Source organism: Rhodoferax sp., assembly GCF_028715765.1.
Taxonomy (GTDB): domain Bacteria; phylum Pseudomonadota; class Gammaproteobacteria; order Burkholderiales; family Burkholderiaceae_C; genus Rhodoferax.
The window spans coordinates 36,016-62,327 of sequence record NZ_JAQURE010000016.1 but is presented as its reverse complement, the minus strand read 5'-3'; the positions used below and the strand labels follow the sequence as shown (position 1 = coordinate 62,327).

The window sequence follows — 26,312 nt, the reverse complement described above, 5'->3', positions numbered from 1 at the left end:
ATGGCTTTGGCACGACGGCGACGAAAGTGGTTTGAGGGCCTTTGGGCTCAAGCTGAAATTGACCCAAGTCTGCACAAGTTCGGACTCGCTTGAAACATCGAAATCTCTAATGGATTATCTGGGTTCATCGCCGCCGATGCGAGCAAGAGCGTCCATGTCGGTCAGCAGTGCTTTGAGGCGTTGGCCTGCTTCTATCAGCAGCTGGTCGCCTTGGCTGTGGCCCAGACTCTCGTTGATGGTTTTGAAGTTATCCAAGTCGACCGACAGCAGGGCAAACTGTGTCTGGTCGCGCTCTGCGCGTTCCAGTGTGTGACCCAAGAGTTCGCGAAACAAGGTGCGGTTGGGCAGGCCGGTGAGCGGGTCGCGGTTGATGAAAAAGTTCAGCCGTTGCTCGGCATCATGGCGCTTGGAGATGTCGCGGTGTGAGCCGCGTTGGCCAAGCACCTGACCTTGGGTGTTCACCACTTGTTTGCATACATGTTCAATCCAGTGCTCGCTGCCATCTTTTGCGCGAATGCGCAGAATGAGCGGCTCAGACATGGCACAGGCTGAGGATGGTCCATATTGATGCCACGCATCAAGGTCATCAGGGTGGATGATTTTGTCCATCAGACCGGCATCGTCAAAAAAATCCTGGGGGGTGTAGCCAGACTCCTCTGCGCACGCCGGCGACACATACAGGTAGCTGCCATCGGGCGCCATCCAGTACTCCCAATTGGGGGAGTAGTCGGCCAGAATGCGGTACTTTTCTTCACTTTTGTCCAGCAGGGCGGTGCGTTGCGCCACCAGGTGTTCCAGCGAGTGCTGTAGTCGCGCCAACTCAAGGTGGGTTCTGATGCGGGCGCGCACTTCGTTAATGTCAAAAGGTTTGGTGATGTAGTCGGCACCACCCAAATCGAACCCTTTGACCTTTTGTTGTGCTGCATCGACCACGGTGACGAATATCACTGGAATCCGATTGCCTGCAGGTGTTGCCTTGATGCGCCGGCACACCTCGTAGCCGTCCATGCCCGGCATCACGATGTCAAGCAACACCAGATCAGGTGGGTTTGAGCCTTGCACCAACTCAAGTGCCTTGGCTCCTGAATTGGCCACCATGATGCGGTAGTCGTCTTTCAGGGCTTCGAGCAGTTCGTGAATGTTTTCTGGCACGTCGTCCACCACCAGCAGCGAGGCGGGGTGTTCGGGATCAGCATGTTGGGCGACGTCAAAAGTGACCGGATGTTTGCGGTAACGCTGCAATTCCAACTGGACTTTTACCCGCATGTGCAGCAAATCCGGGTTCACAGGTTTTGTGATGTAGTCCGCCACGCCCAGCGCCAGACCATGCGCTTCGTCCGCTACCTCGGCCAGGGCAGTGACAAAAATCACCGGGATGTCAGCGGTATCTGGATGTGCTTTGAGGTGGGACAGCACCGAATATCCGTCCATGCCGGGCATCTTGATGTCGAGCAAAATCAACTCAGGCTGGGGCTGGCGTTGCGCCAGTTCAAGCGCTTTTTCTCCCGAGTTGGCGGCGACGATGGCGTAGTCGTCACTCAGGATGTTCATCAGCGCATGCAGGTTTTCATTCACGTCGTCGACGATCAGAATGTGGGGGCGGGTGGTTGGGTTCATGGTGAAACGATTCAGCTTTCGTTCTTCAAGCGACCTTGCAATTGGGTTAGCAGGATTTGGGCTGCGTCGATCTCGAAAATATCGACTTTGGCGGCGATGGCCGATATGTCAGGCTCAAGGGGGGTACCGGTCATACCACTGCGCAACTGCGCAAGTAGCCGCTCAGCACTGCCTAGATCGTAGTCCAGCGCCTGCTGCAAGCGCAATAAGTGGTCGTGCAACTGGCTCACATCCAATGGCTCGCTGGGCTCTATGGGCTGCTTGACGCTGTTGCCCAGGCTGTCAATGTCTTGCATCACAGCTTGTAACAGCACCCGCATGTTGTCCAGGTCAAGCGCACCAGGCGAAGTATCTTGTTTGAGTTGAGTGTCAATTGTGGCCACTTGGGCGTACAGCGCCAATGCGCCAAGGTTTCCGGTGACGCCTTTGAGCATGTGGCAATAGTCTTCTGCCTGTCTGGGGCCTTGTGTGGTGATCAGGCTCTGCAGCTTTTCGGCCGAGTCAGCGTAGTGTTCCCTGAAGCGGCGCAATTGGCGGCGGTAGGCGTCTACCTTGCCGCCAATGCGACGTATCCCTTCGCGGGTGTCCAGACTGGTCAACGCGAGCAGGTCAGTCGGGATGTCTGCAGCGGTACTCAGGACAGGCACACCATGCCGATGCGCTGGCACATGGATCCATTTGGTCAAAACTGCCATCATGCGGGCTGGATCTACCGGTTTGCTGAGGTGGTCATTCATGCCTGCCTCGCGGCTGCGCTGGGCATCTTGCGCCATGGCCAGTGCGGTCATGGCAATGATCGGGAGCGTGGCAAAGCGCTCGCCGCCGGGGGCATTGGCCAGCGCCCGGATGCGGCGTGTGGCTTCCAGTCCGTCCATGACCGGCATTTGCAGATCCATCAGCACGGCATCCATTTCTTGTTGTTGCACCTTTTCAAAGGCTTCCTGACCATTGACTGCTTCAATGACATGAATGCCTTCGCTGCGCAGCAGTTCAGTGGCAAATTCCCGATTGATGTCGTTGTCTTCCGCCAGTAACAGGCACGCACCAGCCAGTTCGGCATGGCTGATGGTAGCCAGTGTTTTGGCCTGGTTGCTGCTGGTTCCAAGAATTCGTCCACGTCCAAGCACTGACAGGATGGTGTCGAGCAGGGTGGAGGGTGACACCGGCTTGACCAGGAAACCATCAACGCGCGCCTGTTCCGCGCGCTTGATGACGTCTTCTTGCCCGTAGGCGGTGACCATCACCACCTTGGGCTGGTGACTTAGCGTGGTGTCGGAGTGCAGACGCCGGGTTGCCTCGTCGCCGTTCATGCCGGGCATGCGCCAGTCCATCAGCACCAGGTCAAATGGTGGGTCAGTGGCTGCTTTAACGGTATCCAGCGCGGCATGGCCAGTTGCAGCGGCGCTGACGTTGATTTGAAAATACCGCAGCATTTCCGACATGATCTCCCGTGAGGCTTCGTTGTCGTCCACCACCAGCACGCGCAGGCCTTTGAGCAGTGGCCCAGCCTGCTCAATCAACTCAAGCTGGCGTGCCTGACTCTGTTGGGAAAGTTTGAGTTGCACAGTAAAGCATATTGTGCTGCCTTTGCCGGGCTGCGAGTCTTCGATCCAGATGCGCCCACCCATGAGTTCAACCAAGCTTTTGCTGATCACCAGACCGAGCCCTGTGCCACCAAAGCGACGGGTGGTGGATTGGTCAGCCTGGGTGAATTTCTTGAACAGCGAGTCTTGGGTTTCCTTCGTCATACCAATGCCGCTGTCGCGCACATACACCTGCAGAGAGAGGTCTGTGTCATTCGAGGAGATGCGCCGAAAGCCAAGTTCTACCTGTCCTTGCTCAGTGAACTTGACTGCATTGCCACATAAATTGAGCAGCACCTGGCCAAGTCGCAAAGGGTCACCCAGTAAAAACGGGGGAATGGAGGCGTCATAACGGATCAGAAACTCAATGCCTTTGTGCTCTGACTGGTAGCCAATGGCGTCGGTCAATTGCTCAAGCACCACGTCCAGGCGGAATTCCACACACTCAATATCGATCTTGCCCGCTTCAATTTTTGAAATGTCCAAAATGTCGTTGATGATGCCTAAAAGCGAATGTGCTGCACCCTGGGCTTTGGACAGGTAGTTGTGCTGGCTCGGCGATAAATCGGTTCTGAGTGCCAGGTAAAGCATGCCCAGCACAGCGTTCATGGGGGTGCGAATCTCGTGACTCATATTGGCCAGAAATTCTGATTTGACGCGGGTGGCTTCCTCGGCCGTGTCTTTTGCTTGCTGTAGTTCCTGTGTGCGCGCAGCGACGATGGCTTCCAGGTTGCGGTTGAGTTCACTCAGGTCTTGCAGCGAGTCGGATAACTGAGCCCGGCTCTCGTTGAAGGCCTTGACGAGTTCACCCAACTCGTCCTGATAGGGGTAATTGATGGGGGCGGCTGTGGCCTCCCGGTTCTGGAAGCGCCAGTTGGTCACGGCTATGGCAACCTTGGTGACCGCGTTGGACAGGCGAAACCGGATCACCCAAGAAAAAATCAACCAAAGCCCGGTGGTGACCACGAGGGAGTTGACCAGCGTAACCAGCACACTGTATTTGGTACGGTTCCAGACCACGTCGCGGTTGGAATAAAGTTTGAGGTGTCCAATCAAGTGTTGTTCACCGCGCAGGGACACGTAATTGAGCGGTACCACGGCTTGTTTGTGTTCAATCCATCCTGCTTGGCGTGCCATTTGACTCACGTTAGGTAACTCACCGTCCGATGCCAATTCTTTGCCGCTGTTGGAAGTGACCTGAACACCGGTGACGATGGTGTTTTGCCGAATGCCACGGGTTACCGTGTTCAGTTGTGTGGTGTCGAGTTCCCAGACGGCATTGGTGACGCTGGGAGCCACCGTGATTGCCAGTGATGCCAGATCATTTTGAATGTCGTGGTTGATGCTGATGGTTTGTATGGCCAGTTGCACACCGGTCATGCTCAGCGCTACCAGCAAATACCAAGGGAATATGGCCAAAAGCAGTCGTCTGGCAAGCGTTTGTGTGGCTGACATAGGGGTGAATATTGTGCAGTGCGTTTGATCAATGCCACCACCAGCGATGGTCAGGCTCCGGATTACCTGGCGGCAAAATTGGGTTGCTCAGGCGTATGACCTGGCGCTTTTCTTTGGCCAGGGTGGCGATTTCTTTGGCGTGGTAACTTTCGAATAGTTTGCGAAATGAACCGTCGGCTAGCGACAGCTGCAGGCCGCGCTCAATGCGCTTGGCCAAAGCCTTGTTGTCTTTGTTGACCCAAAAATAGATGGGGAATGGGAAAAACAAGGCTTTGGTTTGCTCTACCGCGAGTTGCGGGAAATTGAGCTTGCGCTCATCGAGTTCGCGGGCGGCTTCGTTGAGTCCACGGGGAAAGGCATCAAAGCGTCTGGCCAACAGCATGCCAAACAGGTTTTCATAGCTGGTCGATGTTTCGACCGTGAAGCCATTGGCGCGCATCACTGGCAGGTCAGCCCACTGGCTGTTCAGGCCAAAGATTAATTCCTTGCGCAGGGCTTGTTCGTCCATCTGTGCGATGCGTTGTTGGTCGGCGGCGCGAATCACGAAAATACGAAACCCCACCATGCCGCGCAAAATGTCGATCTTGACAGGCCTCATTTGTGATTCACGTTCGGCATTGGTGCCCAGGGCGATCACGTCGATGGCCCCGGATTGCAGTAACTGCACGCCCCGGTTTTGGGTAACTTCTTCGGCATAAGGTACCAGTTGCGTCGGCGTTGGTTTAGCTTGGGTGTGGGTCAATGCCAACTCCAGCAGCTTCCAGCGGTACTCATAAATCGGGCCGGACGGGAAATACGATAGGGATGTTCCAGCTGCCATTGCAGGCATTGCCAACACAGCGGCGAACACACAACACTGAGCCATATTCGCGCATTTGACCAACAACCAGCTGATCAGTGTGGCCACCCAGCCCTGTTGCGTGCATGGCGCAACCCGGGCAACAAGAATTTGAAGTTGGATTGATTCGCCCATGCTTAATTCTCCTTTGCTTTTCATGGTCGGTGACTAAAAGCACCGGCCTCACGTTACTTTTGCAATTACACACCCGCAATGGCTTCGATTGAGTGGACAGTGCCTGCAGATGTTGATTTTTTGATCGGTGTGAGGTCGGTCAATGCACATGGCCATCCCCTAAACTTGCCTACTATGGCAAAAGACTATTGTGTGTTGGGAATCGAATCCTCGTGTGATGAGACCGGGGTGGCGTTGGTGCGTGTCAGCGGCGCTGCTTTGCCGGAGCTGCTGGCGCATGCGCTTTACAGCCAAATTGAGATGCATCAAGCTTACGGTGGCGTGGTGCCTGAGCTGGCCAGCCGGGACCATATTCGCCGTGTCCTGCCGCTGACCCAAGAAGTGCTGGCTGCTTCTGGGCAGTCTCTGGCTGATGTGGATGTGGTGGCGTTCACGCGCGGGCCGGGCTTGGCTGGTGCCTTGCTGGTGGGTGCGGGTGTGGCGTGCGCGCTGGGCGCAGCGCTGAACAAGCCGGTCTTGGGCGTGCACCACCTGGAAGGGCATCTACTCTCGCCATTTTTGAGTGCTGACCCGCCTGAATTTCCCTTTGTGGCGTTGCTGGTGTCGGGTGGGCACAGCCAGCTGATGCAGGTCACTGGGGTGGGGCAGTACCACATATTGGGGGAAACCATTGACGACGCGGCGGGCGAGGCTTTTGACAAGTCGGCCAAGTTGTTGGGGCTGGGTTATCCGGGTGGGCCGGCGTTGTCCAAACTGGCAGAACTGGGCAACCCGGCAGCTTTCAAATTACCCCGGCCGTTGTTGCACAGCGGTGACCTGGATTTTTCGTTTGCCGGGCTGAAAACGGCGGTGATGGTGCAAGCCAAGAAATGCGCAGCGGCGCATGGTGGCGCGGTTGAAGCGCTGCCACAGGCGGTGTTGGCTGATTTGGCGGCCTCTACCCAAGCCGCCATTGTGGAAGTGCTGGTGAAAAAGTCGTTGACCGCTTTGCAGCAAACCGGCTTGAAACGCTTGGTGGTGGCCGGCGGTGTGGGCGCCAACCGCAGTTTGCGCACCCAGCTCAATGCCGAATGCGCCAAGCGCCAGGTGCGGGTGCATTACCCGGAGCTGCATTTGTGCACCGACAACGGCGCCATGATCGCCATGGCGGCCGCCATGCGGCTGCAGGCCGGCCAGCAAACAGCAAACAAACAGTACAACTTTGATGTCAAACCGCGCTGGTCGCTGGATGCGATTTTGAGCTGATTTATAGGGCTAAAAATGGCTCTATCGATTGATATATTTGCGTGAGCAGCTATCAAAAAAATTTACGTCATACCCCTCTGTACACTTGCCAGCTCAAAAAATCATAAAGGTTGTTGATATGTTGAATATGTTTGAAAAAGCTTTAAAGCTCATGTTTTTGACTTGGGTGCTGGCGTTGTCACCATGGGCTCAGGCGGTTCAGGTGGCAGCAGAGCCCATCAAGCTGGCGATGATTGAGGGCTTGAGTGGGCCTTTTGGCAACACGGGAGAGGCTGTTTTTCGCAACCTGCTATGGGCGGTGGAGCAGGTCAATGCCGCAGGCGGTGTGAGCTTGAAGACTGCATCGGGCAGCACCACAGCGAAACACCTGTTGCTGCTCACACGCTACGACAGCAAAGGGCAAACCGAAGAGGCTTTGTCGGTGCTGAAGGCGGCCATTGATGACGGAGCGCGGTTTATTTTGCAGGGCAATTCGTCTGCCGTGGCTGCGGCTTTGATTGACGCCATCAACAAGCACAACGCACGCGAGCCAGACAAACGCGTGCTGTTTTTGAACTATGCGGCGGTTGATCCGAGTCTGACCAATGAGAAGTGCAGCTATTGGCATTTCAGGTTTGATGCCCATGCCAACATGCGCATGACGGCTTTGATGTCGGTGTTGAAGGCCGACACGGCACTGAAAAGCGTGTACCTGATTGGACAAGATTACAGTTTTGGTCACGCCGTGGCGCGCGAAGCCAAGCGCCAATTGGCCGAGCTGCGACCCGATGTGGCGCTGGTGGGTGAAGAGTTGCACCCGATTGGACGCGTCAAAGATTTCCTGCCCTATGCCAGCAAAATCAAGTCCAGCGGGGCGCAAGCGGTCATCACCGGTAATTTTGGCAACGACTTGGCGTTGTTGATCAAGGCGGCGAAAGATGTGGGTTTTGAGGGCAAGTTTTACACTTTTTATGGCAATGCGCTGGGTGCGCCCGCAGCCATCGGCGACGCCGGTATTGGCAAAGTGCTGGCGGTGGCCGACTGGCTGCCCAATGTTAAAAACACCCAGAGTGAAGCGTTTTACAAATCCTTCAGGGCGCGTTTTCCCAACCCCGCTGACGACTATGTGCACATGCGCATGCAGCTGATGGTGCGGGCACTGGCACAGGCCATTGACCAAGCGGGTACTGTAAATTCAATAGCTGTTGCTGCAATGCTGGAAAGGGTTAGCCTCACTTTTAGCTCACAAACTGGCAGCATGCGCGCGCAAGATCACCAGTTTCAGCAACCGCTGGTGGTGGGGGTGATGGACAAGCTGGGCGCACCTGGTGTGAAGTTTGATGTGGAGGGGTCTGGTTATGGCTTTAGGGTGGTTAAAACCATGGCCGCGGCTCAGGCTGAACAGCCCAGCAGCTGCCAGATGCAGCGGCCTTGACACGAGGTAGTCAGGCGGGTGGAGGCCTCTGGCTATAATCACTGGCTCTACAACAGGTAGAAAAGCACGTCAGGGGCAGTTCCAGTGCCTGACGCAAGTTCAATTCAAACAGGAAATCTCATGATTGCATCCAGTATCAAAGCCGCAGTTGTCAAAGACAACGCACGTTCCGCCGGTGACACCGGTAGCCCTGAAGTTCAAGTGGCGCTGCTGACCGCCCGCATCAATGAGTTGATGCCTCACTTCAAAACCCACGCCAAAGACCACCATGGTCGCCGCGGTTTGCTGCGGATGGTGAGCCGCCGCCGCAAGCTGCTGGATTACCTCAAGAGCAAAGACGCTGACCGTTATCTGGCACTGATTGCCAAACTGGGTCTGCGTAAGTAATTGGTTTTAAAAATATGACGAACGCCTGAGTTAGGTCACTAGCTCAGGCGTTTTTTACTTCTTTTTACGTCGAAAGCGGCAATAAACACAAGCGAAGCTGTGTCATTCCAAAGTCTTGCGCGTCCTGCTGCAGGCGGGCTTTGGAATGGCATCGTGTTCTGTGTTGCGGCTTCCGGGCTCGGGTGGGGTGGCCTGCATCCCCCAAATTCACAGGAGATTTACACATGTCAATGTTCAATAAAGTTAGCAAAACCTTCCAATGGGGTTCAAACACCGTCACCATGGAAACCGGCGAAATCGCGCGTCAATCCAGTGGCGCGGTCAAGCTGGACATGGATGGCACGGTGGTGCTGGCCACCGTGGTGGCCAAGACCGAAGGCAAAGCAGGGCAAGATTTCTTTCCTTTGACGGTGGATTACCTTGAAAAATCTTACGCTGCAGGCAAGATTCCCGGCAGTTTCTTCAAGCGCGAAGGCCGTCCCAGCGAGTTTGAAACGCTCACCAGTCGCCTGATTGACCGTCCGATTCGTCCGCTGTTTCCTGAAGGCTTTTTCAATGAAGTGCATGTGGTGGTGCACACCTTGTCGCTCAATCCTGAAGTCGATGCCGACATCGCTGCCATGATTGCCGTCAGCGCCGCGTTGTCGGTCAGCGGTGTTCCGTTCAGCGGCCCCATCGGTGCGGCTCGCGTGGGTTACATCAACGGTGAATACGTGCTCAACCCCGGTCAAACCCAACGCAAATCCAGCCAGATGGATTTGGTGGTGGCGGGCACTGAAGCCGCTGTGTTGATGGTGGAATCGGAAGCCGACCAACTGTCTGAAGAAATCATGCTGGGTGCGGTGGTGTTTGGCCATGCGCAAGGTGCCATCGCCATCAACGCCATCCATGACTTGGTGCGCGATGCTGGCAAGCCCGCCTGGAACTGGCAAGCGCCAGCGCGTGATGAGGTGCTGATTGGGCAAGTGGACGCATTGGCCAACGACAAGTTGACTGCGGCCTACCAAATCCGCAACAAACAAGCCCGCACCCAAGCCTGCCGCAGCGCTTATGCCGATGTCATGGCTGGCTTGAAAGAGCAGGGCGTTGCGTTTGATTCGGTCAAGGTGGAAGGCCTGCTGTTTGACATTGAAGCACGTCTGGTGCGTGGTCAGATTCTGGCAGGTGAACCGCGCATTGACGGCCGCGACACACGCACTGTACGCCCGATCGAAATCCGCAACAGCGTGTTGCCTCGCACCCATGGCTCCGCTTTGTTTACCCGTGGTGAAACCCAGGCTTTGGTGGTGACCACCTTGGGTACAGAGCGCGATGCGCAACGCATTGATGCCCTGAGCGGTGACTACGAAGACCGTTTCATGCTGCACTACAACATGCCTCCCTTTGCCACCGGTGAAACCGGTCGTGTGGGCACACCGAAACGTCGTGAAATCGGTCATGGCCGCCTGGCCAAGCGCGCCCTCGTTGCGGTACTGCCCAACAAGGAAGATTTTCCCTACACCATGCGTGTGGTGTCTGAAGTCACCGAATCCAATGGCTCGTCGTCCATGGCATCGGTGTGCGGTGGTTGCCTGAGCCTGATGGATGCTGGCGTGCCGTTGAAAGCACATGTGGCTGGTATTGCCATGGGTCTGATCAAGGAAGACAACCGCTTTGCGGTGTTGACTGACATTTTGGGTGACGAAGACCACCTGGGTGACATGGACTTCAAGGTGGCCGGTACCACCAACGGCATCACCGCTTTGCAAATGGACATCAAAATCCAGGGCATCACCAAAGAGATCATGCAAGTGGCGCTGGCTCAAGCCAAGGAAGCTCGCATGCACATTCTGGGCAAGATGGTGGAAGCCATGGGCACTGCCAAAACCGAGGTGTCCACCTTTGCACCGCGCCTGTTCACCATGAAGATCAATCCCGAGAAAATTCGCGATGTGATTGGCAAGGGTGGCGCAGTGATTCGTGCGTTGACCGAAGAAACTGGTACCCAAATCAACATTGACGAAGACGGCACCATCACCATTGCGTCGGCTGATCCGGCCAAGGCCGAAGAAGCCAAACGCCGCATTGAGCAGATTACCGCTGAGGTTGAAATTGGCAAGGTCTACGAAGGTCCGGTGGTGAAGATTTTGGACTTTGGCGCCCTGATCAACCTGCTGCCTGGCAAAGACGGTTTGCTGCACATCAGCCAAATCGCCCACGAGCGCGTGGAAAAAGTCACCGATTACCTGAAAGAAGGCCAGATCGTCAAGGTCAAGGTCATGGAAACCGATGAAAAAGGTCGCGTCAAGTTGTCCATGAAAGCGTTGTTGGAGCGTCCAGCACAAGAAAATCGGGCTTAATGTACTTGTAACTAGCTATTAATTTAATAGCTAGTTACGCTTTATCTATAAGCTATAGAGCACTATTTCAATGAAATTTATTGAAGTCACCCAAGCTGGTGCGCCAGAGATGATGCGCCTGGCTCAACGCCCTGTGCCCGTGGCGGGCGTGGGTGAGGTGCTGATCAAGGTCAGTGCCAGTGGCGTGAATCGACCCGATGTGCTGCAACGTAAGGGTCTGTACCCGGCACCAGCGGGTGCTTCAGATATTTTGGGGTTGGAAGTTGCCGGCGTGATTGAAAGTGGCGATTTCCAGGCCTTGTCGCAAGCAGGGTTTCAAGTGGGTGACAGGGTGTGTGCACTGGTGTCTGGCGGTGGCTACGCACAATGGTGTGTGGCACCCGTGGCGCAGTGTTTGCCTGTGCCTGCTGGGTTAACCGATATTCAAGCAGCCAGTTTGCCAGAGACATTGTTCACGGTCTGGAGCAATTTGGTTGATCGCGGGCGTCTTGTGGCCGGGGAGTCCGTGCTGATTCAAGGTGGCACCAGCGGCATTGGGGTGATGGCCATTCAACTGGCCAAAGCTTTGGGTGCAAGCGTGCTGGCAACCGCTGGCAGCGATGAAAAGTGTGCGGCATGTGTGGCGCTGGGTGCAGATGCGGCCATCAACTACAAAACCCACGATTTTCAGAGTGAAGTGGCTCGTTTGACCCAGGGTCAAGGGGTTGATGTGATTTTGGACATGGTGGCTGGTGGTTACATTGCCAAGGAAGTGCTGAGTCTGAGAGAGGACGGTCGGCTGGTCATCATTGCGGTGCAAGGCGGCGTGAAGGGTGAATTCGATGCCGGTGTGCTTTTACGTCGGCGTTTGACCCTTACCGGTTCCACACTTCGCGTGCGTTCGGTGGCTTTTAAAGCGGCCATTGCACAGGCCTGTGTCAAGCAAGTGTGGCCACTTTTAATTTCTGGCCAGATTAAGCCTGTGATTCACCGTGTTTTTGATGCTGGCGACGCTGCACAAGCCCATGCCTTGATGGAGTCGAACACGCACATTGGGAAAATTGTTTTGAATTGGGAAAACTCATGAAGAAAAAATTGATTGCTGGCAACTGGAAGATGAACGGCAGTTTGGCAGCCAACGAACGACTGATCAGTCAGCTGCTGTCTGGTTTGGGTGAACCGACATGTGATGTGGCAGTGTGCGTGCCGTCTGTCTACCTTGCGCAGTGTCAAGGTTTGCTCACAGATAGTGCAATTGCCTTGGGTGCACAAGATATTTCTTGCCATGACGCTGGTGCCTACACCGGTGAGATTGCACCTGCCATGCTGAAAGAATTTGGTTTGCGCTATGTGATTGTGGGGCACTCAGAGCGGCGTCAATACCACGGTGAATCCGATGAAACTGTGGCTTTGAAGGCTCAAAAAGCACTGGGCTGCGGTATGACGCCTATTGTTTGTGTGGGTGAATCGCTGTTTGAGCGTGAAGCCGGCAAGACCGAAGAAGTGGTCAAACGTCAATTGGCAGCAGTGATTCATGCCAATGGTCATTGCATCAGTGAAGTCGTTGTCGCTTATGAGCCAGTCTGGGCGATTGGTACGGGTCTGTCTGCCACTGCAGAGCAAGCTCAGCATGTTCATGCCGTATTGCGCGCGCAATTGAAGGCTGCAACACCCCATGCAGACAGAATTAAATTGCTTTACGGCGGCAGCATGAATGCTGTCAATGCGTCTGAGTTGTTGGCGCAGCCCGATATTGACGGTGGTTTGATTGGTGGTGCAGCGCTTAAAGCACAAGATTTTTTAACCATCATTGCTGCAGCAGTTTCATGCTGATGTGAACAGCGATATTTTTTTGGAGTAGTTTATGAATGTGATGTTGACAATTTTGTTGGCTGTGCAAATGATTTCTGCGGTTGCCATGATCGGGTTGATTTTGGTGCAGCACGGAAAAGGGGCTGACATGGGCGCTGCGTTTGGTAGCGGTGGTTCGGGAAGTTTGTTCGGTGCCAGTGGCAGTGCGAATTTCTTGTCTAGAACCACGGCGGTGCTTGCGTCTATCTTTTTTGCCAGTACGCTTGCTTTGGCTTATTTTGGTACGCCACGTGTTGCTGTGTCATCGGGTAGTGTGCTGGAAAATGCGGCATTGACAGTGCCATCGAGTGCTGCTTCTGCACCGGTTTCGGCTGCATCTGGCGCAGCGCAAATTCCTGCCAAATAATTGGCTTGAAGCACGCTCACCCTCTGAGAATGTACGGATTTCAGGGTAAACTCGTTGGGGTTGGTTGATCACAAAATGTAAACGTTTGGTTCATATCAACCTTATAAGCCGTCGTGGTGAAATTGGTAGACACGCTATCTTGAGGTGGTAGTGGCGAAAGCTGTGCGAGTTCGAGTCTCGCCGACGGCACCAAATAAATATGAACTGAAACACCTCAATGTTTCGGTTCAAAATTGAATCAAAGTCACACCATGAATCTTGATCAATATTTGCCAGTCATGATTTTCATTTTGATTGGTATCGCGGTAGGCGTTGCGCCTCAGGTTATCGGTTATGTCTTAGGACCCAATCGTCCTGACACTGCAAAAAATTCCCCTTACGAGTGCGGTTTTGAAGCATTTGGTGATGCGCGAATGAAATTCGACGTTCGCTATTACTTGATTGCCATTTTGTTCATTTTGTTTGACCTGGAAACCGCGCTGTTGTTTCCCTGGGCCATGACTTTGAAAGAGCTGGGTTTGTTTGGCTTTTTCGTGGGTTTGGAAATTGTGACCATTCTGACGATTGGTTTTGTCTACATGTGGATCAAAGGCGCCCTGGATTGGGAGTAACACGATGATTGAAGGTGTTTTCAAAGAAGGGTTTGTCACCACAAGTTATGACGCAGTGGTGAACTGGGCCAAGACGGGCTCAGTCTGGCCTATGACGTTTGGTTTGGCATGTTGCGCGGTGGAAATGATGCACGCTGCAGCAGCGCGTTATGACATCAGTCGCTTTGGTGCTGAGGTGTTTCGTCCGAGTCCACGTCAGTCTGACCTGATCATTGTGGCGGGCACCTTGACCAACAAAATGGCACCCGCATTTCGCAAGGTGTACGACCAGATGGCTGAGCCACGCTGGGTCATCAGCATGGGTTCTTGTGCCAATGGTGGGGGCTATTACCACTACAGCTATTCGGTGGTCAGGGGATGTGACCGCATTGTGCCGGTGGATGTGTATGTGCCAGGTTGTCCACCTACGGCGGAAGCGTTGATCTACGGAATTTTGCAATTGCAGCGAAAAATTCGTCGCACACAAACGATCGCACGGACGTAAAGGCTTGACGATGACTTCTTATGCTGTTAATTCACTTACTCTCAAAGCCAATGTTGAGACAGCCCTGCAGGGGTTGGTTCAGAGCTGCGTACTGGCCTTGGATGAGTTGACCGTGGTGGTTGATGCGGCCAACTATTACCAGGCTGCCAAAATTTTGCGTGATGATTCGACTTGCTGCTTTGAGCAATTGATTGACTTGTGTGGGGTGGATTACTCTACCTACAAAAATCAACCACAGACAGGTTTGCGCTACTGTGTGGTTCTGCATTTGTTGTCTGTGAGTCTGAATCAACGTGTGCGCCTGAAAGCGTTTGTGCCTGACGATCTAGCTCCGGTGATGCCTTCAGTGTGTGATTTGTGGAGTAGTTCCAACTGGTTTGAGCGCGAGGCTTTTGACTTGTTTGGCATTGTGTTTGAAGGACACAACGACTTGCGTCGAATTTTGACGGACTATGGTTTTATCGGTCATCCTTTTCGCAAGGATTTCCCAATCAGCGGTCATGTCGAAATGCGTTATGACGCAGAGCAAAAGCGTGTGGTGTATCAGCCCGTGACGATTGTTCCGCGAGAAATCACACCCCGCATCATCCGTGAAGAAAACTACGGAGGCCTTGCTAACTAGCAGTTCAAACATGGCTGATATCAAGAATTACACCCTGAATTTCGGACCGCAGCACCCTGCCGCTCACGGCGTGTTGCGCCTTGTGTTGGAGCTCGATGGTGAGGTGATCCAGCGCGCCGACCCGCATATTGGTTTGTTGCACCGTGCCACTGAAAAGTTGGCTGAAAACAAAACGTATATTCAGGCACTTCCGTACATGGATCGGCTGGATTACATGTCCATGATGTGCAATGAGCAAGCCTATTGCATGGCTCTGGAGAAAATGCTTGGGCTTGAAGTGCCCTTGCGAGCCCAGTACATCCGGGTGATGTTTGCTGAAATCACACGCTTGCTCAATCATTTGTTGTGGGTTGGCGCTCACGCCATTGACTGCGGTGCAATGACCGTGATGCTGTTTGCATTTCGTGAGCGTGAAGACCTGTTAGATGCGTATGAGGCCGTGAGTGGTGCGCGTATGCATGCTGCTTACTTTCGTCCCGGTGGTGTGTACAGGGATTTGCCTGACACAATGCCTAAACACCAAGCCAACAAAATTCGCAGTGCCAAATCAACTGCAGCTTTAAATCGCAACCGCGAAGGAAGTTTGCTGGATTTCCTGGATGATTTCACGCAACGTTTTCCAACTTATTTGGCTGAATACCATACGTTGTTGACCGACAACCGCATCTGGAAGCAGCGAACCGTGGGCATTGGTGTGGTAACACCTGAGCGGGCGTTGAATCTTGGTTTTACCGGGCCCATGTTGCGCGGTTCAGGCATCGCTTGGGATTTGCGTAAAAAGCAACCCTACGAGGTTTACGACCGGCTTGATTTTGATATTCCAGTGGGTAAGACCGGGGATACCTATGATCGGTATCTCGTTCGCATGGAAGAGATGAAGCAATCCAACCGCATCATCAAACAATGCGTGGATTGGCTTAAAGTGAATCCGGGGCCAGTGATTACGGACAACCACAAAATTGCGCCGCCAGATCGTGAATCCATGAAAACCAACATGGAAGACCTGATCCACCACTTCAAGTTGTTCACCGAAGGTTTCCCTGTCCCAGAAGGTGAAGCCTATGTGGGTATCGAACATCCTAAAGGTGAATTTGGTATTTACTTGATCAGTGATGGTGCCAACAAACCTTACCGCCTCAAAATCAGACCGCCTGCATTCGTTCATTTAGCTGCACTAGATGAAATGGGACGCGGGCACATGATCGCTGATGCAGTTGCGATCATTGGCACCATGGACATTGTGTTTGGGGAAGTTGACCGATGATTTCAGAAGAATCCAAAGCACGCTTCGCCAAAGAAGTTGCAAAATATCCGGCTGATCAGAAACAGTCGGCTGTGATGGCTTGTCTTGCCATTGTTCAGCAAGAATTAGGTTATGTGAGCCCTGAGAGTGAGCAGGCTGTGGCTGACTATCTTGGCATGGCTCCCATGGCTGTGCATGAGGTCACCAGTTTCTACAACATGTACAACCAAAAACCGGTTGGCAAGTACAAGATTAATGTGTGCACCAATTTGCCATGTCAGTTGCGTGATGGTGGTAAGGCCTTGGCTCATTTAAAGAGCAAATTGGGCATTGATGAGAACCAAACCACGCCTGATGGTTTTTTTACATTGCAACCCTGTGAGTGTTTGGGGGCTTGTGCTGACGCACCTGTGCTGTTGGTCAATGACGCAACCATGTGCAGCTTTATGACGAATGACAAGCTTGATCAAATGATTGACGGTTTACGCTCGACTGAGGTGAAGTCATGAATGCAAACCAATTTTTGTCTCAATTCAGAGCCAGTGGTGCTGAGACATGCTTGCACAACAGGCACATCAATCCCCAAATCTATGCTGATTTGAATGGTAGTAACTGGCATTTGAAAGACTACGAATCGCGTGGTGGTTATCAGGCTCTGCGTAAGGTTCTTGGTTTAGATGGCGGCGCTGGCTTGACACAAGACCAAGTGATCGCCACAGTCAAAGAATCTGCCTTGCGTGGCCGTGGTGGCGCTGGTTTTCCCACTGGGCTGAAGTGGAGCTTCATGCCACGTAAGTTTCCTGGCGACAAATACCTGGTGTGTAATTCGGACGAAGGTGAGCCTGGAACCTGCAAAGATCGTGAAATCATGCAGTTCAATCCGCACATTGTGATTGAAGGGATGATCATCGCGGCATACGCCATGGGCATTGCCGTGGGCTACAACTACATTCATGGCGAAATTTTTCAAACCTATCAGCGTTTTGAGGACGCTCTTGAAGAGGCGCGTGCGGCAGGTTTGTTGGGTAACAATATTTTGGGCAGTGGCTTCAGTTTTCAACTTCATGCAGCGCATGGTTTTGGTGCCTATATTTGTGGTGAAGAAACCGGATTGCTTGAATCTTTGGAGGGGAAAAAAGGCCAACCCCGGTTCAAGCCACCATTTCCTGCGAGTTATGGTCTATATGGCAAACCCACAACCATCAACAATACGGAAACCTTTGCCGCTGTGCCTTGGATCATTCGCAACGGTGGGCAAGCATATTTAGAGTGTGGCAAACCTAACAATGGTGGCACCAAAATTTACTCTGTAAGTGGTGATGTTGAACGCCCCGGTAACTTTGAAGTGCCCATGGGAACGCCTTTCGTAAAACTTCTTGAGCTTGCGGGTGGTGTTCGCAAAGGCCGTCAAATCAAAGCGGTCATCCCTGGCGGATCGTCCTCTCCGGTGTTACCTGCCGCCGTCATGATGGATTGCACCATGGACTACGACTCCATTGCCAAAGCTGGTTCCATGCTGGGTTCAGGCGCCGTGATTGTGTTGGATGACTCACGCTGTATGGTGAAGAGCTTGCAACGACTGAGTTACTTTTACATGCACGAGTCCTGTGGTCAATGCACGCCATGTCGTGAAGGAACCGGTTGGCTTTCGCGCGTTGTGGATCGAATTGAAACCGGGCATGGTCAAACAGCAGATTTAGAGCTGTTGAACTCTGTCGCTGAAAACATTCAAGGGCGCACCATTTGTGCGCTTGGGGATGCAGCGGCCATGCCCGTGCGTGCCATGCTTAAGCATTTCATGCCTGAATTTGAATACCATGTGGCTCACAAGACCTGCATGGTTCCTGCTTACGTTTGAGTGAGTCACACGATGATTGAAATTGAACTCGACGGCAAAAAGGTTGACATTGCAGAAGGCAGCACCGTGATGCACGCTGCTGAAAAAGCTGGTACCTTTATCCCCCATTTTTGCTATCACAAGAAACTCAGCATTGCGGCCAATTGCCGGATGTGCCTGGTTGATATCGAAAAAATGCCCAAGCCCATGCCAGCCTGTGCCACGCCCGTAACCCAAGGTATGGTGGTTCACACCAAGACAGACAAAGCCATCAAGGCACAGCAATCGGTGATGGAGTTTTTACTAATCAACCATCCCCTGGATTGTCCAATTTGTGATCAAGGTGGTGAATGTCAGTTGCAGGATATCGCAGTCGGCTATGGTGGCTCTACATCCCGCTACCATGAAGAAAAGCGTGTCGTGATCCCCAAAGATGTGGGGCCTTTGATCTCTATGCAAGAGATGACCCGTTGCATTCATTGCACGCGCTGTGTGCGTTTTGGTCAAGAAATTGCGGGTGTCATGGAATTGGGCATGTCCCATCGTGGTGAGCATTCTCAAATTGAAAGCTTTGTCGGTAACAGTGTGGATTCAGAGCTTTCAGGGAACATGATTGACATCTGCCCTGTTGGCGCATTGACCAGCAAGCCATTCAGATACAGTGCCAGAACCTGGGAATTGTCTCGCCGTAAATCCGTGAGTCCACATGATTCCACCGGCGCAAATTTGATTGTTCAGGTCAAAAAAAATCAGGTCATGCGCGTGGTGCCTTTTGAAAACGAATCAGTGAACGAATGCTGGATCGCTGATCGTGACCGGTTTTCTTATGAAGCTTTGAACGGCCCTGAGCGTTTGACTGAACCCATGATCAAGCAAGGTGGTCAATGGAAATCAGTGAATTGGCAGACTGCGTTGGAATATGTTGCCAATGGATTGAAGCAAATTCGTTCTGAGTTTGGCGCTGCAAGCTTAGGGGCATTGGTAAGCCCGCACTCTACATTGGAAGAGCTTTATCTGTCGGTTGAGTTGATAAAGGGCTTGGGCTCGTCTAATATCGACTTCCGTTTGCGAAACGCAGAGTTTCCTGCACCCGAGGGCATTCGTTATTTGGGCATGCCCATCGCGGCACTTTCCAATTTGCAGAGTGCGCTGGTGGTTGGTTCTAACTTGCGCAAAGATCACCCTCTTTTCGCTCAACGCATTCGTCAGGCTGTGCGCAAGGGTTGTTTGCTGACCGCGATCGGTTCGGGTGTTGAAGATTGGGCTATGCCTGTTCATTCCAGAATTCAGGCTCAAGCTGATCAATGGGTGCAAACACTGGCTTCGGTTGCCAGTGCGGTTGCCGCAGAAAAGGGTTGCACGCCTCCGACACCTGTGCAAGCGACTGAGAGTGCCGTGATCATTGCGCGTGCTTTGCTCGCAGGTGAGCACAAGGCCATCTTGCTGGGCAATGGCGCAGCACATCATGCACAGGCTTCAAGTTTGCTGGCACTCACTCAATGGATCGCAGACCAAACAGGTGCTGATTTTGGTTACTTAACCGAAGCCGCAAACACTGTCGGGGGTCAATTGGTCGGTGCACTACCTGTCAACGGAGCATCAAATGCAAGTGATATGTTGGCAGGGGCACTTAAAGCTGTGTTGTTGTTAAACACTGAACCCGAGTTTGATGGCGTTTGGAACCAAAAGGCTTTTGAAGCCATGAGCGGCGCCAATATGGTTGTGTCCTTGAACCCATTCAAAGCCAATATGCAGTTTTGTGATGTGGTGTTGCCAGTTTCTCCCTTTACAGAAACATCTGGCTCATTTGTGAATGCCGAAGGAATTGTCCAGAGTTTTCACGCAGTGGTTCAACCACTTGGAGAAACACGACCGGCATGGAAGGTATTGCGCGTGTTGGCCAATATGCTCGAGGTTTCCGGGTTTGATTACAACTCTTCACAGGATGTACTGAAAAGTATCACTGGCTTGCAATTCGGAGAGACGGTTCACGTCGAGGGAGAAAAATTGAGTAACCGTACCTCTGCGACTATTGAATTGAATGCACACGCAGGTGCGCCGGTGGTGGCAAGTCTGTATCAACTTGATGGCATTGTTCGGCGTGCGCCTTCACTCCAGTTGACAGCGGATGCAAGGTCTGTGAAGTCTCAAGAGGTGACAGCATGAGTGATCTTTTGTTTTCATTCGGGCATGACCTGCTCGGCGCATCTTGGTGGACGTCCATGGCGTGGCCTCTGATCTGGGCTTTGCTGAAGGTTGTGGCTGTTTTGATGATTGTGCTGACCGCTGTCACTTACGCCACGCTTTGGGAGCGTAAATTGCTTGGTTGGGTTCAGATTCGATTGGGTCCTAATCGGGTTGGACCCTGGGGCTTGTTGCAACCCATTGCCGATGCTTTGAAATTGATGACCAAGGAAATTGTTCGTCCAGCAGCCTCCGATAAAGTGCTTTTTTATCTTGGCCCGGTGATGACGGTGGCACCCGCATTGGCCGCTTGGGCGGTGGTTCCTTTCGGTCCTGAAATTGCAGTTGCCAATTTAAATGCAGGCCTGTTATTTCTCATGGCCATCACGTCTTTGGAGGTTTATGGCGTGATCGTGTCAGGTTGGTCATCCAATTCAAAATATGCTTTTCTGGGCTCTTTGCGCGCTTCAGCTCAAATGGTGAGTTACGAAATTTCAATGGGATTTTGCTTGTTGATTGTGTTGATGGTTTCTTCCAGTTTGAACCTGACCGACATCGTCATGACACAAGGCAAGGGTCAGTTTGCACAAATGGGATTGAACTTTTTATCATGGAATTGGCTGCCTTTGTTGCCCATTGTGGTTGTGTATTTTGTCTCTGGCTTGGCTGAAACAAACCGAACACCGTTTGATGTGATCGAAGGTGAATCTGAAATTGTGGCTGGGCACATGGTGGAGTATTCGGGTATGTCGTGGGCGATGTTCCAAATGGCTGAGTACGCCAGTATCTGGCTGCTCTCTATTTTATCTGTCACCATGTTTTTTGGTGGTTGGATGCCGCCTATTGACAGTGCTTTGTTTAATGCCATTCCTGGCTGGATTTGGCTTGGACTCAAGACGTTTTTTGTAATGACCATCTTCATTTGGGTGCGTGTGACGTTTCCAAGGTTCCGTTACGACCAAATCATGCGATTGGGCTGGAAGATTTTTATTCCGGTGACCTTGGTATGGTTGGTTGTGATCGGTGTTTGGATTCAGACCCCATGGAACATTTGGATCTAATTTGAGTTGCTTATGTCTATATCAACTACCAATACTGTTGCTCCCATGCCAGCTCAAGTTTTCTCATTAAAAGATTTCTTTTCCAGTTTTTTACTGGTTGAGTTGCTCAAAGGCATGAAACTCACGGGTAAGTATGCGTTTCGCAGCAAAATTACCCTTGAATACCCTGAAGAGAAGACACCGCTGTCACCACGCTTTCGGGGTCTTCATGCCTTACGCCGTTACGAAAATGGCGAGGAGCGCTGTATCGCTTGTAAATTGTGTGAAGCCGTGTGTCCTGCCATGGCCATTACTATCGAATCTGAGGTGCGTGACGATGGGTCTAGGCGTACAAATCGCTATGACATTGACCTCACGAAGTGCATTTTTTGCGGTTTTTGCGAAGAAAGCTGTCCAGTCGATTCCATCGTTGAGACCAACATTCTTGAGTACCACGGCGAAAAACGAGGGGATCTCTATTTCACGAAAGAAATGCTGTTGGCTGTAGGGGATCGTTTTGAGGCACAAATTGCGGCTGACAAGGCTGCAGATGCCAAGTACCGCTGACTTCTAAGAAAGATACGTTAACCATGGATGTCAAGACTGGTTTGTTTTACTTATTTTCGGCAATTTTGCTGGTGTCATCGTTTCGAGTAATTACCGCCCGAAACCCTGTGCATGCTGTGCTATTTTTGGTGCTGTCATTTTTCCAAGCATCCATGATCTGGATGTTATTGAAAGCTGAATTCCTTTCGATCACTCTGGTGTTGGTTTACGTCGGGGCTGTGATGGTCTTATTTCTCTTTGTGGTGATGATGCTTGACGTCAAGATCGAAGGGATGCGTGAAGGCTTCTGGAAACACTTTCCTTTGGCTGCTGTTGTTGGTGTTTTGATTGTGTTGGAAATGTCAGCGGTTCTCATGGGTGGTTTTCATGTCGTTGATGATCCCAAGTTGACCGCATCGGTGGGGCACGTGGGTGTGCCAGTGTCAAACACTCGTGAACTGGGTTTGTTGCTTTACACCCATTATATTTATCCCCTGGAGGTGGCAGCCGCGCTTTTATTGGTTGCCATGATCGCCGCAATTGCACTGACATTGCGTCACCGTAAAGATGTCAAAACAATCGACCCCTCCCAGCAGGTTCATGTGAAATCAATTGATCGCTTAACGGTTATCAAAATGGCAGCCACTCAGCCTGCTTTGCCTCAGCCACCGATTGAGGCACCCACTTTGGAGCAAAAGGCATGACACTCACCTTAGGTCACTTCCTTTCTTTGGGAGCGATGTTGTTCGCGCTCTCAGTGGTAGGAATTTTTTTAAATCGAAAAAACCTGATCGTTTTGCTGATGGCAATCGAATTGATGTTGTTGGCTGTGAATACCAACTTTGTCGCTTTTTCTCACTATTTAGGCGACTTAAATGGGCAGATATTTGTTTTCTTTATTTTGACGGTCGCTGCTGCTGAGTCCGCCATTGGCCTGGCCATTCTGGTTTTGCTGTTCCGTCACAAATCGACCATCAATGTGGACGAACTCAATTCATTGAAGGGTTAACAAAATGAGTCAAACCCTTTCTACTTCAACACTTTTGGTGATTGCCCTTGCTCCTTTGGTGGGGGCGGTTGCGGCTGGTCTGCTGGGTACACAGTTTGGTGGCAATGTCATCGGTCGGCGTTTGTCACATTCGCTGACAATTCTGGGTGTATTTGTTTCTTTTGTGCTCTCGGCTTTGACACTTCAGAGCGTCGCTTTGGATGGCGCACGATTCAATGAGACCATTTACACATGGATGGTAGTGGGTGGCCTCAAGATGGAAATCGGCTTTATGGTCGATGGATTGACTGCCATGATGATGGCTGTGGTCACTTTTGTGTCCTTGATGGTGCACATCTACACCATTGGATACATGGAAGAAGATGAGGGCTACAACCGATTTTTCTCCTATATCTCCTTGTTTACCTTCTCGATGTTGATGCTGGTCATGAGCAACAACATGCTGCAGCTGTTTTTCGGCTGGGAAGCGGTTGGGTTGGTGTCGTATTTGCTGATTGGTTTTTGGTTCAATAAACCAACGGCAATTTTTGCAAATATGAAAGCTTTCCTGGTCAACAGGGTTGGTGACTTCGGATTTATTCTTGGCATTGGTCTGCTCGCAGCTTATACCGGTACGCTCAATTACACGGAAACCTTTGCTAAATCCGCTGACCTTGCCAAGCTCATGTTACCTGGCACAGATTGGATGTTGGTCACCGTCATTTGCATTTGCTTGTTCATTGGCGCGATGGGCAAATCAGCCCAGTTTCCATTGCATGTCTGGTTGCCTGACTCCATGGAAGGCCCCACACCCATTTCGGCGTTGATTCATGCGGCCACGATGGTGACTGCTGGGATATTTATGGTTGCCAGAATGTCCCCCCTGTTTGAACTCAGTGACACGGCTCTCAACTTTGTGTTGATCATTGGCGGAATCACAGCACTGTTCATGGGATTTCTGGGCATCATTCAAAATGACATCAAGCGTATCGTTGCTTATTCAACCCTGTCCCAGTTGGGTTATATGACGGTGGCTTTGGGTGCTTCGGCTTATTCGGCAGCGGTCTTTCACTTGATGACGCATGCCTTTTTCAAAGCCTTGCTGTTCTTGGCTGCAGGCTCAGTCATCATGGGTGTGCATCACAATCAAGACATTCGTTGGATGGGTGGTTTGCGCAAATACATGCCCATCACCTGGATCACCAGTTTGATAGGCTCATTGGCTCTGATCGGAACACCGCTTTTTGCCGGCTTCTACTCCAAAGATGAAATCATCATGGCGGTGCATGCTAGCCAGTTGCCCGCTGCGGGGTTTGCTTACTTTGCTGTTTTGGCTGGTGTATTTGTGACTGCTTTTTATTCGTTCCGACTTTATTTCCTGGTTTTTCATGGCAAAGAGCGGTTTGATCAAAATCCTGATGTTCACCACACTCATGATGACCATGGACATCATCATGGCAGCCAAAAGCCACATGAATCTCCTTGGGTGGTTACTGTGCCGTTGGTCATGCTTGCCATTCCGTCGGTGTTGATTGGATTTATCACAATCAGTCCTATGCTTTTTGGTGATTTTTTTGGTGATGCTATTTTTGTTAATTCAGAATTTCATCAAGCTATGGAAATTTTGCGTGAAGAATTCCATGGTTCGCTTCAAATGGCATTGCACGGTTTGACAGCTGCACCATTTTGGTTGGCTCTGTCTGGTGTGGTTTTGGCTTACTACATGTACATGGTGAATCCAGCTCTGCCTGCTGCCATCAAGCGGCGCTTTGAATTGATTTACATCATATTGGAAAACAAATACTACATGGATTGGTTCAATGAGCATGTTTTGGCTCCTTCAACCCGTGGTTTAGGTATTGCCCTCTGGAAGGGGGGTGACCAAGCGGTGATTGATGGTGCTGTGGTGAATGGTTCTTGGCGTGTTGTGGGTTGGGTTTCATCCATCGTGCGCAAAGTTCAAACGGGGTATTTGTATGACTATGCCCTCACCATGGTATTGGGTGTTTTTGTTTTGATGACGTACTTCGTCTGGCTCAAATAGGAGAAATATAAAAATGGGTTTGCTGAGCCTGGCTATTTGGACACCAATATCATTTGGTGTGGTGCTGCTTGCTCTTGGTCGTGATGATCAAGCTCAGGCTGTTCGTTGGATTGCGTTGATTGGTGCGATTGTCAGTTTGCTGGTGACACTGCCTCTTTACACCCGCTTCGATGTTGCGACGGCAGCCATGCAATTTGTCGAAACATCGCCCTGGATTGAGCGCTTTAACATCAATTACCACTTGGGCATTGACGGCATTTCCATCTGGTTCATTTTGTTAACGGCATTCATTAATGTGATTGTGGTGATTGCGGGTTGGGAAGTGATTACCAAACGGGTCAATCAGTACATGGGGGCTTTTTTGATCCTCAGTGGTCTCATGATTGGTGTCTTTTGTGCGCTCGATGGCATGCTTTTCTACGTGTTTTTTGAAGCCACACTGATTCCGATGTACCTGATCATTGGTGTCTGGGGCGGCCCCAACAAAATCTACGCTGCCTTTAAGTTCTTTCTGTACACCTTGCTGGGCTCATTGTTGATGCTGATTGCATTAATCTATTTGTACACCGCTTCAGGTGGCAGTTTTGATTTGATGACTTGGCACAAACTACCGCTTGCCCAGACCCCTCAAACACTCTTGTTTTTTGCGTTTCTTGCTGCGTTTGCTGTCAAAGTGCCTATGTGGCCTGTGCATACATGGTTGCCAGACGTGCACGTTGAGGCACCTACGGGCGGTTCGGCAGTTCTGGCCGCCATCATGCTTAAGCTCGGTGCCTATGGATTCTTGCGTTTTTCTTTGCCCATTACGCCTGATGCATCGCATGAGTGGGCTGGGTTGATGATTGGCCTTTCTCTAGCGGCTGTGATTTATGTTGGTTTGGTCACGCTGGTGCAAAAGGACATGAAGAAACTGGTGGCGTATTCATCGGTTGCTCACATGGGTTTTGTCACGCTTGGTTTTTTCATCTTCAACGATCTCGGACTTGCTGGGGGCATCGTGCAAATGATTTCCCATGGCTTCGTGTCTGCTGCCATGTTCTTGGGCATTGGTGTCTTGTATGACCGTGTTCATTCACGCGAGATTTCAAGTTACGGCGGTGTGGTCAATACCATGCCCAAATTCACTGCGTTTGCCCTGCTTTTTGCAATGGCAAATTGTGGTTTACCTGGTACCGCTGGATTCGTTGGCGAATGGATGGTGATCTTGGGCGCTGTCAAGGTGAATTTCTGGGTTGGCATGGCTGCTGCGAGCGCCTTGATTTTTGGAGCTGCTTATACCCTTTGGATGGTGAAACGTGTGTATTTTGGGCCAGTAGCCAACGATCATGTGAAGCACCTGAAAGACATTAATTCACGCGAATTTTTCTATCTTTCATTGTTGGCCATTGCAGTCTTATACATGGGTGTTTACCCCAAACCCTTCACGGATGTGATGGATGTATCTGTTGCTCAATTGCTTACGCATGTGGCTCAATCGAAACTGAATTGATCAGTTTGTCCTGA

23 protein-coding genes and 1 tRNA gene are annotated in these 26,312 nt (G+C 51.7%); 21 read left to right on the top strand and 3 right to left on the bottom strand.

The genetic code is table 11. From position 1 onward, the window contains the following. Positions 1 to 114: 114 nt before the first annotated feature. From PHT20_RS07665 to PHT20_RS07655, 3 genes are read right to left on the bottom strand one after another with little or no spacing between them, the layout of a single operon-like run. Positions 115 to 1,617, bottom strand: a complete 1,503-nt coding sequence (locus PHT20_RS07665; protein WP_301020053.1) for a response regulator — start codon at positions 1,615 to 1,617, stop codon at positions 115 to 117. 11 nt (positions 1,618 to 1,628) lie between these two features. After that, on the bottom strand, positions 1,629 to 4,655 hold the full coding sequence (locus tag PHT20_RS07660; RefSeq protein WP_301020052.1) for a response regulator: 3,027 nt from the start codon (positions 4,653 to 4,655) through the stop codon (positions 1,629 to 1,631). 28 nt (positions 4,656 to 4,683) lie between these two features. Beyond that, positions 4,684 to 5,628, bottom strand: a complete 945-nt coding sequence (locus PHT20_RS07655; protein ID WP_301020051.1) for a transporter substrate-binding domain-containing protein — start codon at positions 5,626 to 5,628, stop codon at positions 4,684 to 4,686. Between the two features lie 174 nt (positions 5,629 to 5,802). Between PHT20_RS07655 and tsaD the strand changes: the two genes are divergently transcribed. The 21 genes from tsaD to PHT20_RS07550 all read left to right on the top strand — a co-directional run bounded on the left by tsaD (position 5,803) and on the right by PHT20_RS07550 (position 26,298). Further along, positions 5,803 to 6,873: a tRNA (adenosine(37)-N6)-threonylcarbamoyltransferase complex transferase subunit TsaD gene (tsaD, locus tag PHT20_RS07650; RefSeq protein WP_301020056.1), complete on the top strand. Its 1,071-nt coding sequence runs from the start codon at positions 5,803 to 5,805 to the stop codon at positions 6,871 to 6,873. A gap of 151 nt (positions 6,874 to 7,024) precedes the next feature. Continuing rightward, positions 7,025 to 8,287, top strand: a complete 1,263-nt coding sequence (locus PHT20_RS07645) for a branched-chain amino acid ABC transporter substrate-binding protein (RefSeq protein ID WP_301020050.1) — start codon at positions 7,025 to 7,027, stop codon at positions 8,285 to 8,287. Positions 8,288 to 8,407: 120 nt separating this feature from the next. Continuing rightward, positions 8,408 to 8,674, top strand: a complete 267-nt coding sequence (gene rpsO / locus PHT20_RS07640; protein ID WP_300083553.1) for a 30S ribosomal protein S15 — start codon at positions 8,408 to 8,410, stop codon at positions 8,672 to 8,674. A gap of 224 nt (positions 8,675 to 8,898) precedes the next feature. After that, the gene (gene pnp, locus PHT20_RS07635) at positions 8,899 to 11,013 is read left to right on the top strand and encodes a polyribonucleotide nucleotidyltransferase (RefSeq protein ID WP_300083555.1); all 2,115 of its coding nucleotides are present in this window, start codon (positions 8,899 to 8,901) and stop codon (positions 11,011 to 11,013) included. 70 nt (positions 11,014 to 11,083) lie between these two features. Further along, positions 11,084 to 12,079, top strand: a complete 996-nt coding sequence (locus PHT20_RS07630) for an NAD(P)H-quinone oxidoreductase (protein ID WP_301020049.1) — start codon at positions 11,084 to 11,086, stop codon at positions 12,077 to 12,079. After that, on the top strand, positions 12,076 to 12,825 hold the full coding sequence (gene tpiA, locus PHT20_RS07625) for a triose-phosphate isomerase (RefSeq protein WP_301020048.1): 750 nt from the start codon (positions 12,076 to 12,078) through the stop codon (positions 12,823 to 12,825). The genes PHT20_RS07630 and tpiA overlap by 4 nt, the downstream gene beginning before the upstream one ends. Positions 12,826 to 12,856: 31 nt before the next feature. Then, a complete protein-coding gene (gene secG, locus PHT20_RS07620; RefSeq protein WP_301020047.1) occupies positions 12,857 to 13,210 on the top strand; it encodes a preprotein translocase subunit SecG in 354 nt (117 codons plus the stop codon). Positions 13,211 to 13,317: 107 nt separating this feature from the next. Further along, a tRNA-Leu gene (locus PHT20_RS07615) sits at positions 13,318 to 13,402 on the top strand. Positions 13,403 to 13,461: 59 nt separating this feature from the next. Next, the gene (locus tag PHT20_RS07610; protein ID WP_301020046.1) at positions 13,462 to 13,821 is read left to right on the top strand and encodes an NADH-quinone oxidoreductase subunit A; all 360 of its coding nucleotides are present in this window, start codon (positions 13,462 to 13,464) and stop codon (positions 13,819 to 13,821) included. A 4-nt stretch (positions 13,822 to 13,825) separates the two neighbouring features. Beyond that, entirely contained in the window at positions 13,826 to 14,305 is a 480-nt protein-coding gene (locus PHT20_RS07605; RefSeq protein WP_223910790.1) for an NADH-quinone oxidoreductase subunit B, read from the top strand. Positions 14,306 to 14,315: 10 nt separating this feature from the next. After that, positions 14,316 to 14,927 carry an NADH-quinone oxidoreductase subunit C gene (locus PHT20_RS07600; RefSeq protein ID WP_301020045.1) on the top strand — a complete coding sequence of 204 codons (612 nt, stop codon included), beginning with the start codon at positions 14,316 to 14,318 and terminating at the stop codon, positions 14,925 to 14,927. Between the two features lie 10 nt (positions 14,928 to 14,937). Beyond that, entirely contained in the window at positions 14,938 to 16,191 is a 1,254-nt protein-coding gene (locus PHT20_RS07595; protein WP_301020055.1) for an NADH-quinone oxidoreductase subunit D, read from the top strand. After that, complete coding sequence (nuoE, locus tag PHT20_RS07590) at positions 16,188 to 16,679, top strand: NADH-quinone oxidoreductase subunit NuoE (protein WP_301020044.1); 492 nt, start codon at positions 16,188 to 16,190, stop codon at positions 16,677 to 16,679. Before PHT20_RS07595 ends, nuoE begins: the two co-directional genes overlap by 4 nt. Continuing rightward, positions 16,676 to 18,028, top strand: coding sequence for an NADH-quinone oxidoreductase subunit NuoF (nuoF, locus tag PHT20_RS07585; RefSeq protein ID WP_301020043.1), 1,353 nt, complete (start codon positions 16,676 to 16,678; stop codon positions 18,026 to 18,028). Before nuoE ends, nuoF begins: the two co-directional genes overlap by 4 nt. A 12-nt stretch (positions 18,029 to 18,040) precedes the next feature. Then, positions 18,041 to 20,173: an NADH-quinone oxidoreductase subunit NuoG gene (nuoG, locus tag PHT20_RS07580; RefSeq protein WP_301020042.1), complete on the top strand. Its 2,133-nt coding sequence runs from the start codon at positions 18,041 to 18,043 to the stop codon at positions 20,171 to 20,173. After that, a complete protein-coding gene (nuoH, locus tag PHT20_RS07575; RefSeq protein WP_301020041.1) occupies positions 20,170 to 21,252 on the top strand; it encodes an NADH-quinone oxidoreductase subunit NuoH in 1,083 nt (360 codons plus the stop codon). The genes nuoG and nuoH overlap by 4 nt, the downstream gene beginning before the upstream one ends. Positions 21,253 to 21,297: 45 nt before the next feature. Then, positions 21,298 to 21,798 (top strand): NADH-quinone oxidoreductase subunit NuoI, encoded by a 501-nt coding sequence (gene nuoI, locus PHT20_RS07570; RefSeq protein WP_301020054.1) that lies wholly within the window; start codon positions 21,298 to 21,300, stop codon positions 21,796 to 21,798. Between the two features lie 23 nt (positions 21,799 to 21,821). Further along, the gene (locus tag PHT20_RS07565) at positions 21,822 to 22,481 is read left to right on the top strand and encodes an NADH-quinone oxidoreductase subunit J (RefSeq protein WP_301020040.1); all 660 of its coding nucleotides are present in this window, start codon (positions 21,822 to 21,824) and stop codon (positions 22,479 to 22,481) included. Further along, positions 22,478 to 22,786: an NADH-quinone oxidoreductase subunit NuoK gene (nuoK, locus tag PHT20_RS07560; protein WP_300083583.1), complete on the top strand. Its 309-nt coding sequence runs from the start codon at positions 22,478 to 22,480 to the stop codon at positions 22,784 to 22,786. The genes PHT20_RS07565 and nuoK overlap by 4 nt, the downstream gene beginning before the upstream one ends. A 4-nt stretch (positions 22,787 to 22,790) precedes the next feature. After that, the gene (gene nuoL, locus PHT20_RS07555; RefSeq protein ID WP_301020039.1) at positions 22,791 to 24,809 is read left to right on the top strand and encodes an NADH-quinone oxidoreductase subunit L; all 2,019 of its coding nucleotides are present in this window, start codon (positions 22,791 to 22,793) and stop codon (positions 24,807 to 24,809) included. Between the two features lie 13 nt (positions 24,810 to 24,822). Further along, a complete protein-coding gene (locus tag PHT20_RS07550; RefSeq protein ID WP_301020038.1) occupies positions 24,823 to 26,298 on the top strand; it encodes an NADH-quinone oxidoreductase subunit M in 1,476 nt (491 codons plus the stop codon). Positions 26,299 to 26,312: the final 14 nt, after the last annotated feature.